14 protein-coding genes are annotated in these 17,241 nt (G+C 39.1%); 3 read left to right on the top strand and 11 right to left on the bottom strand.

All coding sequences use genetic code 11. The features are described from left to right. Window positions 1-260: 260 nt before the first annotated feature. A complete protein-coding gene (locus RIB15_RS12435) occupies window positions 261-806 on the bottom strand; it encodes an HD domain-containing protein (protein ID WP_350202485.1) in 546 nt (181 codons plus the stop codon). Between the two features lie 113 nt (window positions 807-919). Between RIB15_RS12435 and RIB15_RS12430 the strand changes: the two genes are divergently transcribed. From RIB15_RS12430 to RIB15_RS12420, 3 genes are read left to right on the top strand one after another with little or no spacing between them, the layout of a single operon-like run. After that, window positions 920-1,330 carry a hypothetical protein gene (locus tag RIB15_RS12430; RefSeq protein WP_350202484.1) on the top strand — a complete coding sequence of 137 codons (411 nt, stop codon included), beginning with the start codon at window positions 920-922 and terminating at the stop codon, window positions 1,328-1,330. 1 nt (window position 1,331) lies between these two features. Then, the gene (locus tag RIB15_RS12425) at window positions 1,332-1,877 is read left to right on the top strand and encodes a YceI family protein (protein WP_350202483.1); all 546 of its coding nucleotides are present in this window, start codon (window positions 1,332-1,334) and stop codon (window positions 1,875-1,877) included. A gap of 1 nt (window position 1,878) precedes the next feature. After that, on the top strand, window positions 1,879-2,751 hold the full coding sequence (locus RIB15_RS12420; RefSeq protein ID WP_350202482.1) for a DUF5777 family beta-barrel protein: 873 nt from the start codon (window positions 1,879-1,881) through the stop codon (window positions 2,749-2,751). Window positions 2,752-2,757: 6 nt separating this feature from the next. Here the strand turns inward: RIB15_RS12420 and RIB15_RS12415 are convergent, their stop codons facing one another. The 10 genes from RIB15_RS12415 to RIB15_RS12370 are packed head-to-tail and all read right to left on the bottom strand — an operon-like array spanning window position 2,758 to window position 17,231. After that, entirely contained in the window at window positions 2,758-3,099 is a 342-nt protein-coding gene (locus RIB15_RS12415; RefSeq protein WP_350202481.1) for a TM2 domain-containing protein, read from the bottom strand. Beyond that, a complete protein-coding gene (locus RIB15_RS12410; protein ID WP_350202480.1) occupies window positions 3,092-3,400 on the bottom strand; it encodes a DUF2752 domain-containing protein in 309 nt (102 codons plus the stop codon). The genes RIB15_RS12415 and RIB15_RS12410 overlap by 8 nt, the downstream gene beginning before the upstream one ends. Window positions 3,401-3,432: 32 nt before the next feature. After that, window positions 3,433-7,368 (bottom strand): DUF2194 domain-containing protein, encoded by a 3,936-nt coding sequence (locus tag RIB15_RS12405; protein ID WP_350202479.1) that lies wholly within the window; start codon window positions 7,366-7,368, stop codon window positions 3,433-3,435. Further along, on the bottom strand, window positions 7,346-9,403 hold the full coding sequence (locus RIB15_RS12400; RefSeq protein WP_350202478.1) for a hypothetical protein: 2,058 nt from the start codon (window positions 9,401-9,403) through the stop codon (window positions 7,346-7,348). The genes RIB15_RS12405 and RIB15_RS12400 overlap by 23 nt, the downstream gene beginning before the upstream one ends. Continuing rightward, on the bottom strand, window positions 9,400-10,263 hold the full coding sequence (locus RIB15_RS12395; protein WP_350202477.1) for a glycoside hydrolase family 191 protein: 864 nt from the start codon (window positions 10,261-10,263) through the stop codon (window positions 9,400-9,402). The genes RIB15_RS12400 and RIB15_RS12395 overlap by 4 nt, the downstream gene beginning before the upstream one ends. Next, entirely contained in the window at window positions 10,260-11,885 is a 1,626-nt protein-coding gene (locus RIB15_RS12390) for an HD-GYP domain-containing protein (RefSeq protein WP_350202476.1), read from the bottom strand. Before RIB15_RS12390 ends, RIB15_RS12395 begins: the two co-directional genes overlap by 4 nt. 9 nt (window positions 11,886-11,894) lie before the next feature. Continuing rightward, window positions 11,895-13,529 (bottom strand): hypothetical protein, encoded by a 1,635-nt coding sequence (locus tag RIB15_RS12385; protein ID WP_350202475.1) that lies wholly within the window; start codon window positions 13,527-13,529, stop codon window positions 11,895-11,897. Continuing rightward, complete coding sequence (gene pelF / locus RIB15_RS12380; protein WP_350202474.1) at window positions 13,522-15,105, bottom strand: GT4 family glycosyltransferase PelF; 1,584 nt, start codon at window positions 15,103-15,105, stop codon at window positions 13,522-13,524. Before pelF ends, RIB15_RS12385 begins: the two co-directional genes overlap by 8 nt. Beyond that, entirely contained in the window at window positions 15,102-16,286 is a 1,185-nt protein-coding gene (locus RIB15_RS12375) for a DUF3492 domain-containing protein (protein ID WP_350202473.1), read from the bottom strand. Before RIB15_RS12375 ends, pelF begins: the two co-directional genes overlap by 4 nt. 9 nt (window positions 16,287-16,295) lie before the next feature. Next, window positions 16,296-17,231, bottom strand: a complete 936-nt coding sequence (locus tag RIB15_RS12370; RefSeq protein WP_350202472.1) for a response regulator — start codon at window positions 17,229-17,231, stop codon at window positions 16,296-16,298. Window positions 17,232-17,241 lie beyond the last annotated feature (10 nt).

The following is a 17,241-nucleotide window of genomic DNA, read 5'->3' as shown; positions in this document are numbered from 1 at the left end:
TTAGTGGACGTACTTGTGTAGCGAAGAGCAAAGAGCTTTTGGATGCTGCATAAGCACCAAATGCCCTAAAGAAAAAAACCCGGATTTTGATCGGTCCGGGTTTCTTTTTTTAAGAAAGTTTATCGGTCCTCAAAAGTTGGATTGAACCTAATCCAGAATAAAGTCTGTCTTTCTATAAGAGCAATTGGTTTTGCTAATCTAAATCCCAAGACTTGAAGTTTTAAAGTTTTTGAAGATATACTTAAATGGAAATAACCAGATCATTCACGATATACTTCAATCATAAATATGATATGGTCATTCAGGTTTTTCCCGATTAAAGTAGCCCCTTTCCGTATATCCTCTCTGGGTACATTAGCTGCAAATTTAGCATCCTTAAGCTTTTTTGTTACCGATTTTACTTTCATATCCTCAAAGCCATTTGGCCTCATTAAAGAAACAGCATTCATGAAACCCGAAAGCTCATCACAGGCGAAAAGATAACGTTCTATTTCCGTTTCCGGTTCTTTACCTGTCCGTTCAGGTGCATGAGCTTTAATTGCTTCTATTACTGATGCTGAATATCCCTGACTCGGCAGAATCTCTTCTACAGCCTTATGTGGATGTTCGTCCGGAAATTTCTCCCAGTCAAGGTCATGTAACAAACCCGCAGTCCACCACTCCTCTATCCGTTGATCTGATTTATTTAATGAACGGGCGTAAGCTTCCATTGCTTTTGCAACCATCTTTGAATGATTCAGCAAGCTTTCGCTTTCAATGTAACTGTGTAACAATTCCAAAGAAGTTTCTCTATTTATGTTAGTCATAACATCTACTTAGTATTTGTTTGCGTATTAACATTTGCATTAATGATGCAAAATCGTTTAACATTCAACAGTTATTTTATAATAACTAATAATATTTTTAATTGAGGCTAACTATGCGTCCGATCTTTTCTTCTTTTTTAATAATTGTGCTTCTATTTAGTACAGGCTGCATCAATAATGTCGAAGATATTTCCTCTACGCCTGATTTTGATCCAAACGATATTAGTTATTCTGCTGATATTCAGCCAATATTTAATTCAAGTTGTGGAGGAAGTGGCTGCCATATCAGTTCTTCAACCAATGGTGTTAATCTTTCTTCTTATAGCGCAGTATTAAATAGTTCAGGAGCTGTTTCTGGTGGACCCATTGTTATACCTGGAGAACCGGATAATAGTCCGCTTGTTGACAAAATCAAACCCAACCCCTCTTTTGGTAGCAGAATGCCTACTACGGGCGAGTTTCTTACACCATCAGAGATTGCAAAAATTGAAGCCTGGATTACAGGCGGAGCACAGGACAACTAACATGAAAAGAATTCAAACTACACTCATATTTATTCTAGGATTTATTTCATTAGCCACGGCTCAATCATATATGACTGAAGAAGGTCGCGCTGTTTTTCACTCTGAAGTACCTTTGCACTCATTTTCCGGAAATTCTGATAACCTCACGGGCTTGATTAATCTGGATAACAATAAGGTAGATTTTTACATAGATCTGACCACTCTTCAGACTGGAATTAAGAAAAGAGACCGGGATATGAAGGAAACCCTTGAAACCGAAAAGTTCCCCTTTGCTGAGTTTTTTGGGACGCTCACTTCTGATTTCAACCCTGATACAACTGCAGAACAACCTGTTAGCGTTGAAGGGGAATTCAAAATTCATGGTATAAGCCGGGAAGTTGCCATTGAAGGAACTATGCAAATGAAACCGGAAGGGCTATTAGTGAAGGCCAGTTGGGTATTAAGGCTTGAAGACTATGAAATCGTCCCTCCTAGTTTGCTGTTTGTGAAAGTAGATCAGGAACAGAAAATTGAAATCGAAGCTTTGCTGAAACCCGTAAATGATTAAAATGAATATTCGAAAAACAACATTATTGGTTCTGATAGCTATTTTTGGAAGTTATTCTGTGCATGCGCAGGTTTTGGAACGCAAACGGGCAGTTCAGGATGGGCCGGTTGAGGATATTTTTCTTGCAGGTAGCATAGCCGGTTTAAGTACGGTGACGGGCCTTCCCCAGAATAACATGAATAGCATGGTAATGCATAATTTCGGGTTGGTTTCAGGAGGGATTGAAGATTTTTATGGCTTAGATGGCGGAGCAGCAGTACGGCTTGGCATCGATTACGGGGTAACAGACAAACTTGACATTGGAATCGGAAGAACCGGCATTGAAGATGTAGTGGATCTGAGAGCTAAATATATTATTCTCGAGCAGCTAAAATCTGATAAAATACCTATTCAGATTGCCATTAAAGGTGATGTCGGTATTTCAACCCAAAAAGAAAGACGCTTCAATTACACTTTTTCAGAGCGCCTTAACTATTTCACTTCTGTTATGGTTGCCCGAAAGTTTAACGACAAGTTAAGCCTGCAAATATCCCCTATGATTTCACACTTCAACACCGTTGTAAAAGAACAAAACAACGGCAAGTTGTACAATACCATAGTAGGAGTTGGACTAGCCGGTCGATATAAGCTTAATAACCGAAATGCCCTCGCTTTTGAATACCTGCCTGTTTTAGGCAACAGAAACCCAAACACCAAAGACCATATTGCCGTCTCTTATGAAATCGATACGGGCGGGCATGTTTTTCAGCTCTTTTTTATGAGCGGACGATGGTTTACCGAACAACACTTACTTGCACGTACTGATACCAATATTCTGGATCTTGATTTCCGGTTCGGCTTTAATATAAACCGATTCTTTGGCCTGGGTAAATAAACCGGACTATATGTACGATTGTATTTCTTTCGCTACGCCACGGTTATATTGAAATGCCATGTCCTTATAATTCACCAAGTCAACAATGGTGCCGATCAGGCAAAGGCCACCGGTGAAAATATAGAGTATACCCATTCCAATCTGATTTAACATCAGGCGATGTACACCCGCAATTAAGAAAAACCCGAGAATACAGGTAATCAATATCGTTTGGGGATCTTTCCGTCGTGATCGATATACTGAAGCAAATTTAGAAGCCTGTTCATCAGAAAATTCAGAAAGTAATTTCCCGACATATAATGACTCGTCGCCTTCTAGTTCTGGTAAATGATCAATTACATTAGCCATGCTGTTCCTTATTTGTAGTTAGTTTTGATTCTTTATAAAGATTCTTGAGAAGATAGATGATGCGCCCTGCAAGAATAAAAACGGCTGCCGGCCCGGCCAAATGAGCCTGAAAAGCCGATGTTAAATCTCCCCGAAATGTATATGATATCGAATGTCCTAATCCCTCTCCCGGACAAAAATCTATACCTGCCCACTCAAAAAAGCAAAGCGATGTACCCGCATTTTCAGGATTCATAAATGCCAGAAGCATGAGTCCTGCGCTGAAAATAAACCACTCTAAATGTTTTCTTATAAAACGCATAATCGGGCTACGAATCTTATTAAAGTATGTTTCTAGTTTCTTGCTCTTAATTTCTTTGGAAAGTAATGAGAAATAGTAAAGAAAATTCGATTTGATCGATATACCTGGCTGGTAGAAATTTCACTACCTAAGCTAATCTGCCAGAAGTTCCTGAACTTATGCTCCAGTTGAATTCTCCCGGTAAGGAAAAACCCTTCCCTTCGTTCATGTTTGCCCATTATTTCACCGGTAAGTTGAGTACGGTAATCAAAATTATCCGGGTTGCGATATTGTAAGTCCAATCCTAAGCCTTGTGAAAAATACTGATCAGGTGTGTAGTAAGGTATTCCACTCAAAAAGCTTTCAGTAGCATCTGAATAACTAACCTCTCCCAAAGGACGTACCCTAAACTTGGTTTTCATCAAATCAAGGAAAAGACGGCCTTGCCCCCCATATCTGAGCACATCATTGGTATAATACTTAGTATTAGCTGATATAGAGCTCACTAACTTATTTTTTAGCCAATAGTCTTGTCTATACAGTTGTAGCTGTGCCTGGTAATAATCATTCTGGAGAGATGTGGATGTTAACTCTGCCCCTCCTGTTAATTCTAAGGAAGTAAATGCTGAATCTTTTGAGAAACTCATCCCAATTAGCCCCTCTGGAATAAATTCGCTCTCACCAAATAATACTGTTGGACCTGCACGAAATTCAAATTGTTGGTTATCAGAACGATGGGCGAATAAATAACCAGCCCCTTGGTAATTAAGGGTCAGGTCAGTTTGTGAATCGTCATCTGAGAATAACAGGTACTCAGTTTTTAATGTGTGAGTATTTTTCCTTCGGTTACCTAATTGAACTGATAGTCCACCGCGTGCAAAGGTATTGTTGAAATTATCGTCCCGGTATTCTCCGAAAAGAGAAACTTTCACGCTTTCCGTCCAGCGATATTCGTCTTCTAAGGCCTGTTTTTGGTCAGAATCAAAGAACTTTGGATACCGTTTGTAAAAATCTTTTTTACCTTTATAAGGCATAAAGCCAATTTCATTTCTAATAAGCGTATCAGCTGATAAGCCTTCTGCCCTTTCTTGTTCGAAAAGTGGGTATAAGGTACTGTATGATTCTTCATAAAAACCTTCATAAAACAAGTTGGTTCCCACAAAAGAACGCAGGCTGTCATTAGTCGGGTTGTTATTAATTAATTCTTTCGCCTGAGCTAAATAAAGGGCATCTAAATTTAACTGTGCCAACCAGAATAATTTTAATTGTTCGTCAAAATCGGGTGAATTATTGGCCCAGAATAATGCCTTCTCATATTCATTGGCTTCAAAACCATACATCAGGGCAAGGTTTGATGCATATGGTGTAAGTTGTTCGTATGAATAGTCCGGAAACTCTTCTACTAACTCCATAGTGCTATCAGGACTTTCATAGTAAATGGACCGTTGGACTGTGAAAGCATAAAGTGAATCAGTCTGAGGACGCATATCCAGCAATCTCTTTAGATTCTCTTTCATCTCAGGCCAGTTCTCCTGTGATTCAATCGATTTGGTATAGCTTAGTAAAGTTTCATAATCATCGGGAGCAAGCTGCAACTCACGCGTTCTCCATCTGCGTTCAAAGTCTTCACCAAATAAACCTAAAGCAGCAACTGCCTGATTCTTCAACGCTATAACTTTTGCTGAACGATGTTCTTCCCATAGTCTTTCAAGAAACATCTCAGCCCTTGATTGCATCCCTTCCCATCCGTAGTAAGTGAGTAAGCGGTTGATATCATCTTGCACCCAAATCTTATTTCTGAGCAATCTATTTTCCAGAATCTCTATGGCACGCGGAATTTGATTAAACTCCACACTCAAAGAGATCAACTGTTCCTGATTCGATAAGCTTGGATTCCGTCGCCAGGCTTTTACTGCATCTTCAAGACGGGTATCACGCCAGTTTCCCTCTATCTCCGAAGAGGTACCGGCCAGCGAAGACTGACGATAATTATTGATTTGATCACGGACCAGACTATTCACAAACTGCCTGTCATAGTAAAACCTTTTATCAAAATTTGGCACAAAGAATACATCCGTTGTTGTTCTAAACTGATAAAGATAGCCATCCCAAATTTTCGTGCGAGAGTAATCTAGTTCTTGCTGGTTAAGCGTAATATCAATTTCTCTTGATTGTTCTTCCGTTACATACATGTACCAATGCTTGGGGTCATTGGGAAACCTTGGATTGTAGTTGTTTCTGAAACCTGTATTAATCTTAATAGAAGGTCCATTTAAAGAATATTTTGAAAGTCCCTGCCGCCAGTCTTTTGTCTTTCTTCCACCATTTGTTGCTGTAACAAAACGATTGTTCGGATAATGGTAGTTGGTATACTTTATTCTTTGGCTTAGAAGTTGATAAAGACCATAACCATATTCCGGGTCTGATTTCCAACCTAGCCCCAAAGGGTTACGACTTTTAAATTCATCTTCAATACGCTGGTTAACCTGAAAAACATCATCCGGGTGTACAAAGTGATTCCATATGCCGGTCAGTAATTGCAAGCCATGCTGATCCATCAGTGAGTTTTCATTCATCGTAAAACCACTGCTAATACGCGGGTAATTGTATAAGGCTGCTGGTGCATAAGGTTCAGGATCAAATTCCCTTCCCTTACCTTCTTCCTTATCTCCAAAATAGAGTGAGCTCATGTATCTAATGCTCGGCATGCCTTTAACAATGGCTTGTATTCCAACTGAGTCAATTTCATTTGTTGGAGGTACATAATTTGTAGGTAAAGCACCAAGGTTATCAACTCTCCATCGTTTTCTGGCAGCCTGAAGCGAAGAGATCATGAAGTTCATATTATCCCAGTCTTCCAACCAAAGCGAGAAGTGATTGTATCCGTGAAAAGCGAGCTCATGCCGGGTGTCCCTGATATCATTCGCTAAATAAATGCTCCCGGGTACAATATTTTGATTGTAAACAACGGAACCCTGCCTCCATTCCTGAAAGTCAAAGGGTGGCACTACATTAGCATTATAATTAAAAGCTGTCATAGCCGAATAGCTAATGCCAAATGAATCAGCTAATGCTTTCATATCTGGCCACCAAATCTTACTTACAAATTCGGCGTGTGTGACATCGTATTCTTCATCGATGGGGGCTAACTTTTCGTTATACAGTGGTGCGGGGAAGTCATCCAGAAAGATTGTACTTACATCAGCTACCCGGTAAGGAATACCCTGCAAGCCCCTCAATATGGATGAGAAAAGAATTCCTCTATAAATTTTACCCCCTACAACAAAGCTGTTAATAGTTACTACTTCTCCCAAACCTATTCTATTTGAAATAATAAATGGCTGAGCAGAATTGGTGGCAGTACTTGCCAAAAACTTTGTTTCGCTGTCAAAATCTCCCGCAAGTAAGCCATAGTGCGGAAGCAGGCCCGGCGACATATAACTTTTTCCCTTCATGCCCGGAAAAGCATCATCATTTAACTGAAAGCCAACATCAATTGAATCTATATCAAAAGTAGCATTTTGCTTCACGCCCTGTAAAAACGAAAATCTGGAATTACTGATGGGACCTACAATCAAAATGGAATTACCCCGAGTAACAAACTCAATCATTCCCTCAATTTCCTCATCAGAGAGCTGTTGTATCCGGTCGGTAGTTACAATCAGACTTCTTACTGTTTGAGGGATATCAAATTCCTGTGTCAGTATTCCGAGATCAATTGTGAAATAAGGAATTTTAGTATAATCCAAAGCTTTTAAAACCTGTTCTGAAACTTCTGCACTGAAATCATTTGCCTGGTTCTTTATTACCATTACAAGAGGTGATTGGGCAGAAGCATCAAATTGTGAAATGTTCCTGTATGAGCCGTCTTTCTGACACCCTGAAAGAAGTACCAAAGAAATCACAACAAACGCAGCTATTGCATTGAGAAATCCAACTGACCAATTGGCTTTATAATCCGGATTTTTATTTGAAAAATCGTGCTGCACGTCCTTCCTCATTGGGATAAATATTCTTCAAAACACCTCTTATGGTAGATTCATCGTCCCTGTTTATAATTTCATAAACGATAGCTTCTTCTGTTTCGTGATATACCTTGATTTTTCTCCCTTTCAGCTGTCTGAATGTTACCAACCACTGCTCTATATCTCTCATTATTCTTTGGGCATCGTACAATATTCCCTGCTGAATAGAACCATAAGGAGGTTTTTCAACAAAGAGAAAAATACTAGCAGGCGGCACTTCCTGAACTTCTGGTCTTTGATCATCAGGGAAGGTTAAATATTCTTGATACAGAGAATCAATGGCGCCATAATTATCCAGAAAAAACTGGTAATTCATAAAATAATGTCGATTAGTAGCCAACTCACGATCAAGCTCGGGCCCTACCGTGGCATAGGTATAAGGAATTCTTTCATTTATGATATTATAATAAGCATTAAAAAAACCATTTGGTTCGGTTTTAGGCAACATTCTGCTTGCCCTAAGCCCCCCCTGATAAGCATATAAGAAAACGACAATTCCGAGGGTAAGAATTGGTACTATGTAAGGCGTAATTTTTTTAATGGGCTTTATAACCCACTCCAGAAAAGTAAATATGGAATGAAGAGACAAGCCAAAGAAAATACAGATCAGAATTCCATAAAAACTATTCAATTGATCGGGATCGATATAGATATATTGGTAATCAAAAAATGGTGTGTACAAGTATGATGCACAGATAAAGAGAAGAAGAAAAACCAACTCATCTCCGATGCGCTTCTTCTTCTTTACAAATAGCCGGATAATAAATGCTGCAAACAAACTAAGTCCGGCATACAAGTAAATGAGGCTGAGCTCTTCAATTGGCATTATCAGACTCGTCGTAAAACTAAAAACCTGCGTATTAAATAGCTGATCCTGAAAAAATGTATTAATGCTTAGTCCTGATGACAGACAATACAAAATGTATGGTGCAAGCGTTACTGCATAGATTGAAGAAAGATAAAGTAGAACCTTTCCGGATCTCTTTATGAAGTTGCCAGCTGGTATGGATAATATTCCTAGCAGCATAAAAGGCAAAAGCACCATCATTAGCACAAAAATATTCGAAAGACCTGTTGCCACAATGCCCATAAAAATATAAAACCAGGGGCTCTTCCCTCCTGACCTTATATTTCGAAGATAGAACAACATTGTTGGAAGCGCGAAGCATAGTGAAAAAGAAAGAGAAGTTAATTCTGATTCAAGCTCTAAAGAAACGGGCAGAAAAAGCGTTGGAAAAACAGCATAAATTAAGGAAGAAAGCAATGCTGCAGAAAGATGTTTTCCCTTTGTAAGGTCTCTCATCAACCAAAAGATGATAATAGCCAGGAAAAAACTTATTAACGCACCAATGATGTGTAAAATCATCTCCGGGCTAACCTGGGTAATTGTACTAAAAAAGTTTATGATGGAGTGCATTCCCTTAGGAACCGGATAGCCCGTAAAATACTCCTGAAGGCTTAACCTTTTTACAGCATCTAACTCAAAATACCAGACCCTGCTAAATGGAGCTGAATTTTGGATAGAAGGAATGATTCTTAACACCGACGCTAATATCCCAATCGCTATTGCGGCAAAGGTGTAAGGATTCTCTGGCTTGATGGAAGGCTTTTTAAGAATCCGGTCTTTTATACCAGTCCATGTTAGCTTCCTTATCTTTTCAATAAATAAAACATGATTAGCAACTATACGATTTTCTGCAGTATTAAAAATATCTGCAATGGTATTTCCTTCCCACGTCCTTTTAAAGAAATGAACCAAGAAAGGCAGCATCAGCAGGCAAAACATGATACTGATGAAATCATAGATATGAAGGTTGACAAGGACAAAGGTACCAATGATAATCAATCCACCCAGTCCTACCCAGGAAAGTACAATACGATCAATTCCTTTTTTCTTTCCTGCGTGTTCAAAAAATAAGGGTGTTACAAAACCAAAAACAAAAAGAAAGCTGATGGTTAACCGGATAACCGAAAAAATAGCCTGAAAATCGTAGTTCATAATCTCCCGGCTTTCAAAGTATTAGCTACAGAATCAGGCAGAACGGGCAACTCACTTAAGCCAATATTACTTATAAAATAAGGACGAGCTAAAGTATCTAATCGGGTTTTAATTTGGCTTCTCTTTAAATCAGTATCCGCAAAACCGACTATGAAATAAGGTTTTCCGCTTTTCTCAGAATAATGATTCAGGTATTCCAGCCTTTCGTTGTATTCTTGTGCCGTTCGAATTTTGTACTCTTTCTTTTCGAAATCATAATCCGAAGCCAAAGCCTCAGTTAGAAAGGCATCAATATCGTCCTTTGTTTCTTCCAGTAAAAAAACACCAGCATTCTGAATGATGATCTTAGCCGGGTACCGTTTTCTAATTCCCTCAATAAGCTGAACCATATAAGGCTGAAGGTGAGCTCTCTCCGTTACAGGAGATACAGCATCAACGGTATCAAGGAAAAAGCCATCAACCTCTTTCTCTGCTATTCTTGGTAATACTTCGGTCAGGATAATCTGACGGGTTTCATCTTTTTCAAGGTCAACAAAAAAACTATTCCAGTTTTCATTTTTACCCAAAAAACCGATTTCTGCAAGCCGGGGATAATACCATCGATTTGTATCTACTTCTCCCAGAGTGATATAAGCAATAATTTTTGTACCGGTTGCACGTAAAGCTGCCATTTCTTCTTTGCTATAGAAATCAGGCTCAATAATTACCATGCTATAATTTTGCAGCTGATCGGGAGTAACTTTAGCATAACAAACGGCAAAAGGAGTTTGACTGGCTATAGAAAATGAAGCCTGATTAGTGCTTTTACATTGTACAAGTGTACTTGCCATTATGGATGCTACCAAAAGCTTCAGTTTCATTCCTCAACACCTAGCCTCACGCATTCTTCCCAGCCTAAAGCCTGCAGAAGCTGTATTGCTGTAGGAATTAATACCATATCAAATTCTATATCAGCGCGTTCCATTAAACTTTTTGATAATAATTCAATCCATTGTTCATCAGTTTTGGAATCATCATTGGAATGCGTTTCAATAAAATCTACAACGTACTCAAAGAGACCTATAATTTTACCTGTCCATGGAATACTTTCTGACTTTAATCCTCCCGGAGAACCATTGCCATTAACCCATTCATGATGAGTTTTTATTCCCTCCAGAACATCCCGCTCAATAGAAAGTTGTTCAATCAGGTTTGCACCGATAATAGGATGAGATAACTCTCCTCCAATAGTTTTACCCGGTTCAATACTCACAGCACCTACATAACCAATATCATGGAGTTTGGCAGTTTTTGTGATTATCTCCATTTCCTCGTCTTCCAAACCAAACAGCATACCAAATCGCTGTACAAATGCTATCATTCGAGGAGTGTGATGACGCGTTTTTTCCCGGCTTTCTTCGATGGCTCGCAACATTTTGTAGTAACTATCCATCAACCTGTTGGAGAAAAAATGATTTTTAAATCTATAGTCGAACAAATTAGATAATGAAAATCCAATTTCATGAAGCAGGCCTGGGATATCGAGCCTAGATTCATCTTCAGGTTTTTCGACTAAAATAAAACCAGAATGGTGTTCGCCCTTGAAATATTCTACATCAACTTTTTTACCCCAATGCTGAAGAAATTGCTCGCCATGTTCAGTAGCCTTTACTTTACCATCATTGTCTTCGTAAAGTTTTTCGCTGCCCGCTGCAGTAAAATAGTTTGCTACTTTTTCCTTCATGCCGAGCGAAGCTAATAGTTTATGCCCGTTTTTAGTAAACTCAACAATACAACCAGACCCTACTTTCCGGCCATGTACCACATATCGGAGAATAATCTGTGCGATGCCTTCCGAATTTAGCTTTCCACTGCCTAAATCAGAGACCACACTTTGAATTTTCTGTTCATACTCTTTCTGTGGGTTACTCTCCTCTTCGTCGAGGCTAATCAGCCAATTCGCTAACAAACGGCCTACAATAGAGAGTTTTGGAGTGATTTGCTCCGGGCTTTTGGTATATGGACCTGCACAATAGATTCCCCATTGCTTTCCATCCTTACTGAATAACGGAATGTGCTCACATTGACCAATAGAATGAGATGTTATCCCGTGTTCCTTAAACACCTCATCCATAGTCATTTTCTTTTCCAGATTCTGTAGCTGGTACTCAAAATCTCTTATAAATTCTTTTTGCTGAGGAGTTTGTTTATGAGGTTCGTTTTCGTCTTTATTATCACGTAATATATTTTTTGTAAGCACATGTCTTCTATCAAGTATGAGCTTTTCATCTTGCAGCTTATAGACAAAATGGACAGGCGCCCTGTACAATAAATCCATCCAATTTACGAGGTCGCTGAAAGAAGGATTTTCTTTTCGGGATAAATGCTCGGCCGACAGCTCCCAGAATTCAAGCTGGTCTTCGGTACCAAAAGCCTCCATAGAGAACGCTTTACTAAGCCGATTGCCCACTGTATGTATGTAACTTCGAACGTCTTTAATCATAGAGGTACCTCAATATGCAGAGTAATAAAAGTAATCGAGATGTTTAAAAAATCTTTTTGCTAAAATTCCGGTAGAAATCCCGAACACAGCAGCTCCGGCAATAAGGCCAATTACGGCATATTCCAGTCCAAAAATCCGACTGCATAAAAATCCGGTTATAAAGTTCACAAACAATGAACCAATCATCGAATACATCACCATTTCAGGACGGTTCAGCGTAAAGAAAAATAAGCTGTTTAATAGCCCGTAAATCAAAAACAAATAGCCTATACTTGCCAGCCAGAATACCCTAAATGTCATCTCGTTTGCAAAGAAGTCAGCAATCTCAGGAACTTCATTTTCAAATACCCGAAGGCTTAATACACCATAATAAGTAATCACTATCGATGCCCCCCCAATAACTAAAAGCAGAATAATCTGTTTGATATAAAAACGTTTAAAAAAGCGATTAAAAAGCTTAATCTTTGAAATAACTGCTTTTTTCTGAGCTGGAATAAGGTTCAGAGAAAATGATTGAACACTAAATTCAAGCATCGCAATCGTAATAACCAGACTGATAAGAGCCCAGTCCATCCCAAGTTCGTATGGAGTATTAAACCAAACGATATATTCTGGAGGTGGTGGTCCGGCCGACCATGCCATCAATCGATCCATAAATAGAAAGGTGAAATAGCAAAATCCATACACAAAATATCGATACGTATTATAATAGCTTACTTCCCCTTCTGGCAAAGATTGCTTAAAGAGTTCCTGACGAAGCGACTGTATTTTAAGCCTGTAATAAATAAATGCGTATGCGGCTATTATTAGCGTAGACGTTAGAATGCCGAGCCATTGGGATAAATAAATTCCCAGGCCTGCGAAATCCATTCCAAAAATTACAAAAATGGTACCCCCTACAATACCGACCAAAATCATAAGCCGTTGTTCTGTGGCAAACAGAACCGATGCTGACAGTAATAATAATGAAATCAGCACCATATAAATCATTGCCAAAATGATAAGCTGTTGCGGATAAAAAGGTAAGATCAGATTAATGGCAAAAATGACAACTGCAGATATTAATACAAACGGAATGCCAATTTTCAGGACAGATATGGTTGCTTTGGCGGCTAAGTAGTAATTACCCTCTCCTTTATATTTTGATACTAACCTTCCCAATGTTTGAATGAAACCACCGGTCAATATAAAAGAGAGCATGGTACCTAAAGCCACTACCGTTGCCTGAGCTTCATTGAAATCAAACCAGGCCCATAGTGCATATTCAAAAACTATGATAGCTATGATTTGGGATAGCATTGGCATAGAAAAAACCATTCCAGCACTGTAATGCCTGGCAAATAGTTTAAGGGTTCGCCCAATACCACCAAATTTAAACTCATCTTTATCGTCCTCATCCTTAAGGGCTGATTCCTGTTCCCTGCTTTTTATCCTTCTGTAAACTTCATCACCCAGATCAAATACGGATTGGAATCCATAATCTGTCTGGGCATCAACATTTCGAACTCCTAAAGACTCGATGGTAGCTGCAACGGCCCATTTACTGATTGGGTTTCCAATTAGTTGGTATACACGTTCCGTTATTTGGTCAACCGCTTCAGGCTTGGTAAGCTCTGAAACTTGGATCTGGTCTAGTTCAGGCATGCTCAAACTCCGCTTCTTCAAGATGACTGAGCAGCTTAAGAACAGAAGCTATCTGAACGTTTTTCTTCAACGGAGTTCTGTGTTGAGATGCCAACTTCATGTATGAATCGTAGTAAGCATCTACTGACTTTTCTGTTGTAAAGGTAAGCAATACCCTTTCTCTGGCTTTACTACCCAATTCAAGCCGGAGATCATCGTCATTCAATAATTTCACCACTCCTTTTGCAATGTCCTGAGGGTCCCTGGGCTTACATAAAATTCCACAACCCTCAAGTGCATCTCTGATACCACCTACATCTGTAGCCACAACTGGGCGTGCACAACTCATAGATTCAATAACTGTATAGGGGAATCCTTCCGAGATTGAGGTTAAGATAGATATATCACCCTCATTAAAAATCATGCTTGGCTGATCATGAAAGCCTCCAAAATGAAATGTGTCTTCCAATTTCAGCTCTTTAATTAAGTCCCTGCATTTTTCAACGTAATCTTTATCAACCTCCAGGCTTCCATATACCTTAAACTGAACCGCTGGAATCTCTTTCCGAACCAAATCAGCAGCCCGAATCATGGTTTCAATATCTTTCAAAGGAAAAACCTGCGCTACGGCAATTACTGTGGGTACATCCTGGGTTTGCTTAGGTTTTGGAGTTGGTTTAAAAAGATCTGTATTCACCCCGTTATAGATGGGAATGATATTACTCTCTTCGGCTTCAAACCGCATCTCCCACTCCTTGTTTGCTGTTGTTACGGGCGAAATCTGGTCAGCAGTAAAATAAACAGCTCTGCTAACCAACGTTGACATATCCACAAGCAGCTTTTTTGAGAAGAAAGGCATATCTGCCTGTCCCACGTTAATTAACCGCTCCCGCATGTAAACACCATGATCTGTAACCATACTTGGTATGCCATACTCATATTTTCCTGCAATGGAAACCAAGGCCGGAAAACCTGCGAGCGTGGCATGGGTAACATCCACTTTATCTGTAACAGGAGCAGCCAAAGGCATCATAAAATGATAAAGCCAGCGCATTCCAAACGTAATATCAAATACACGCGGCTGCTCATTGTAAGACAGGTTAGACTCCTCAAAATAATTGATCAGCGACTGTTTGAATTCAGTCCACAGCAAAGGCTGTCTCAATGTTTGTTTATAATCATAATATTGGAAGTACTTCCAAAGGCCGTAAAGAATATCACTTACACGAGACACATCAGTATATGGATTGAGGAGGCATTGTATAAAGTCCTCAAAAATAGGCTTAAAATATTGGTTGATGACATCCTTAGATACTCTGGCTTTCTTTTCAATTTGATGAGAAAAAGGGTTCTCATCATCATAATAATCTGAGGGCTCATCGACTCCCCATAGCGGAATATGAGTAATCTTTCTGATATTCTCAGGCAGCCTGTAACGGCTTTCTACATAGGGATTACCTGTAATAGCCAGTAATTCAAAATCCACCTTCTCTTTCAATTCGGTGCACAAAATATGAGACCAGGTAGACACACCTCCGCCGCTGTAAGGGTAAGAACCCTCCGTTTCAAACAGCACATATGGAGTGTCTTTACTCACTCTTCTATTACTTCCTCCATCATTTCCTTAATCAAAGTCTTATAGTGAGAAAAAATATACTCCCAGGTGTGATATTCCTGAACACGAGCAAAACGGTTCTCAACATAATGTTCAAATTCCGCCTGATGATTCCATAGCCTGATGATATTGTCAGCTAATTTGCTAACCGGCAAACCCGGAGCGATTACAAGCCCATACTTTTCAGTCAAATCACCTACACGAAAACCAACTGGCAGTGCTTTATGGGCTAATGCCTCTAACATTACCAATGGCTGTGATTCATTATGACTGGTTATCGACAGAAAATCAAAATCTCTAAAATAAGTCTGTGCCGATTGGTTCCAAATGCACTCTACTTCAGGATAATTTAATGATACGGCTTTAACCTTGTTTTCAAGCTCTTTCTCGTTTGCATCGCTTAGTAACATTCGAAATTGAGGGCTTATACTTTTACTTCTGAATTCCTCTACTAACTCAAAAAAAGCAAGTGGGTTCTTCATTTCAGCACACCGACCTACCCACCCTATTACAGGTTCCTTACCCCTGCTTTTTTCAGATTTAAGCCATGACTTGGGAATTCCGTTTGGGATGTATTTTACATCATTTGCGCCTAATTCTTTTTGATAGGGAATATTAGATTCAGAAACTGTAACTATTTGCTCTGCATATTGATACGTCAATGAAGCGATATTTTTAAAAGATGAAACCACGTCATTTTTACCATCATGATCGTTGGGTATTTTGTAGCCACATTCCAGGGCTACTGCTCCCATCTCAATTTCTTTCCAATAAATAGCATGTTCCGTCAGCAGCAGTGGAATTTTATTTATGGTTGATAATTTTGTACCCAGCCATCCGGCAAAACCAGTATTTGTTACATGTACGAGATCAAATTTTGATTTCGTGAGCTCCTGACTTGAAACTGAGTCCTCAAACCATTTATCAAGATAGTTTAAAGAACCGGAATTCATTTCAGGAGGAGAAATCCGAATGAATTCAACAATATTATCAGTCAAAGGATAAAGTGCATCGGATGGATTGAGCCCCTGAAATTCATCCGTTGCAATCTGCAGAATGGTAAAATCAAACTCTTGTAAATGGTTTAAATACTGATAAACCCATTCACTAACTCCACCTCTGTACCATGGGTAGGTGCCTTCTATAATGAGCAGAATATTCATATACTTAAATCAGGAGTTAGCTTTTTTGTAAAGCCGATAAAGAATAGAGCCTGATTGTTTAATTAATCTGGAGACAAGCTCAAACTCAGTAGATGAGAATAAAACAGAACGTTTCATGAGTAATATTCCAAACATTGGGGCATCAGACGGAACGTTCATGTTATTCATTAATAATTCCCGTTCACTTATCGCAAATAATGGAACAGCTATTTCAGCTGCTAACTCCTCATTCTTCGAAAAATCGATAAAAAAGCCCAGTTCCTCATTAAATACATGATTGGTCATGTAGGCTTCTTTTGTTTCCTGGAGATGCTCAAAGCTTTGCTGGTTATAAATATCCGCGGGATTGTCAGGTTGTTTTGAATTCAGAGTCTCCAGATACAACAACTTTGTCTGATTATCCTGGACCATCCAAAAACCCGTAAATTTATTGGATATAATCTCATTTAATCCATTTCCTAAAGTCTCTACGGTATCGGGGAATGAACCTGATATTGCCGTTTCCATCAACTTCATGACGAGCTTATCTTTCTTTTTAGACTGATCCTCATCCAGTCCAGTAACCCTGATATCCGTTACTATTTTCATCCGTATGATTTCAAGAACTCGCTCTCTGTCATTATTCAGGAGTTCTTTCTTAATAAAATCAGCAGCTCCAAGATCATAAGCCTTCTGTTCTTTCTCTACAGTTGGCAGGTTTGTCATAATCAGAACCGGAATCTTTTTCTTTTTTTCATCCAGTCTTATAGATTCCAAAAACTCCAGCCCGGAAATACCTGGCATATGAATATCGGACAGAATCAGATTGATATCAGTTTCTGATAGAATGTCAATTGCCTCTTGCACATTATGGGCATTTAATACGGTAAATTCGTTCTTGAGGAGGTTTTTGATCATGAAGTGAATGGGTTCATCATCATCAATAACTAAAACCTTATAGTTCATAGGTAATTTA

It is taken from the genome of Gracilimonas sp. (genome assembly GCF_040218225.1).
Taxonomy (GTDB): domain Bacteria; phylum Bacteroidota; class Rhodothermia; order Balneolales; family Balneolaceae; genus Gracilimonas.
The sequence above is the reverse complement of the archived record's forward strand: the minus strand, read 5'-3'. Positions and strand labels throughout refer to the sequence as shown.

Bases quoted from the DNA above. Each gene is read 5' to 3' on its own strand.
- RIB15_RS12420 (WP_350202482.1), top strand. From the start codon at position 1,879: ATGAATATTCGAAAAACAACATTATTGGTTCTGATAGCTATTTTTGGA.
- RIB15_RS12430 (WP_350202484.1), top strand. From the start codon at position 920: ATGCGTCCGATCTTTTCTTCTTTTTTAATAATTGTGCTTCTATTTAGT.
- RIB15_RS12385 (WP_350202475.1), bottom strand. From the start codon at position 13,529: ATGCCTGAACTAGACCAGATCCAAGTTTCAGAGCTTACCAAGCCTGAA.
- RIB15_RS12410 (WP_350202480.1), bottom strand. From the start codon at position 3,400: ATGCGTTTTATAAGAAAACATTTAGAGTGGTTTATTTTCAGCGCAGGA.
- RIB15_RS12375 (WP_350202473.1), bottom strand. From the start codon at position 16,286: ATGAATATTCTGCTCATTATAGAAGGCACCTACCCATGGTACAGAGGT.
- RIB15_RS12395 (WP_350202477.1), bottom strand. From the start codon at position 10,263: ATGAAACTGAAGCTTTTGGTAGCATCCATAATGGCAAGTACACTTGTA.
- RIB15_RS12370 (WP_350202472.1), bottom strand. From the start codon at position 17,231: ATGAACTATAAGGTTTTAGTTATTGATGATGATGAACCCATTCACTTC.
- RIB15_RS12415 (WP_350202481.1), bottom strand. From the start codon at position 3,099: ATGGCTAATGTAATTGATCATTTACCAGAACTAGAAGGCGACGAGTCA.
- RIB15_RS12435 (WP_350202485.1), bottom strand. From the start codon at position 806: ATGACTAACATAAATAGAGAAACTTCTTTGGAATTGTTACACAGTTAC.
- RIB15_RS12390 (WP_350202476.1), bottom strand. From the start codon at position 11,885: ATGATTAAAGACGTTCGAAGTTACATACATACAGTGGGCAATCGGCTT.
- RIB15_RS12400 (WP_350202478.1), bottom strand. From the start codon at position 9,403: ATGAACTACGATTTTCAGGCTATTTTTTCGGTTATCCGGTTAACCATC.
- RIB15_RS12425 (WP_350202483.1), top strand. From the start codon at position 1,332: ATGAAAAGAATTCAAACTACACTCATATTTATTCTAGGATTTATTTCA.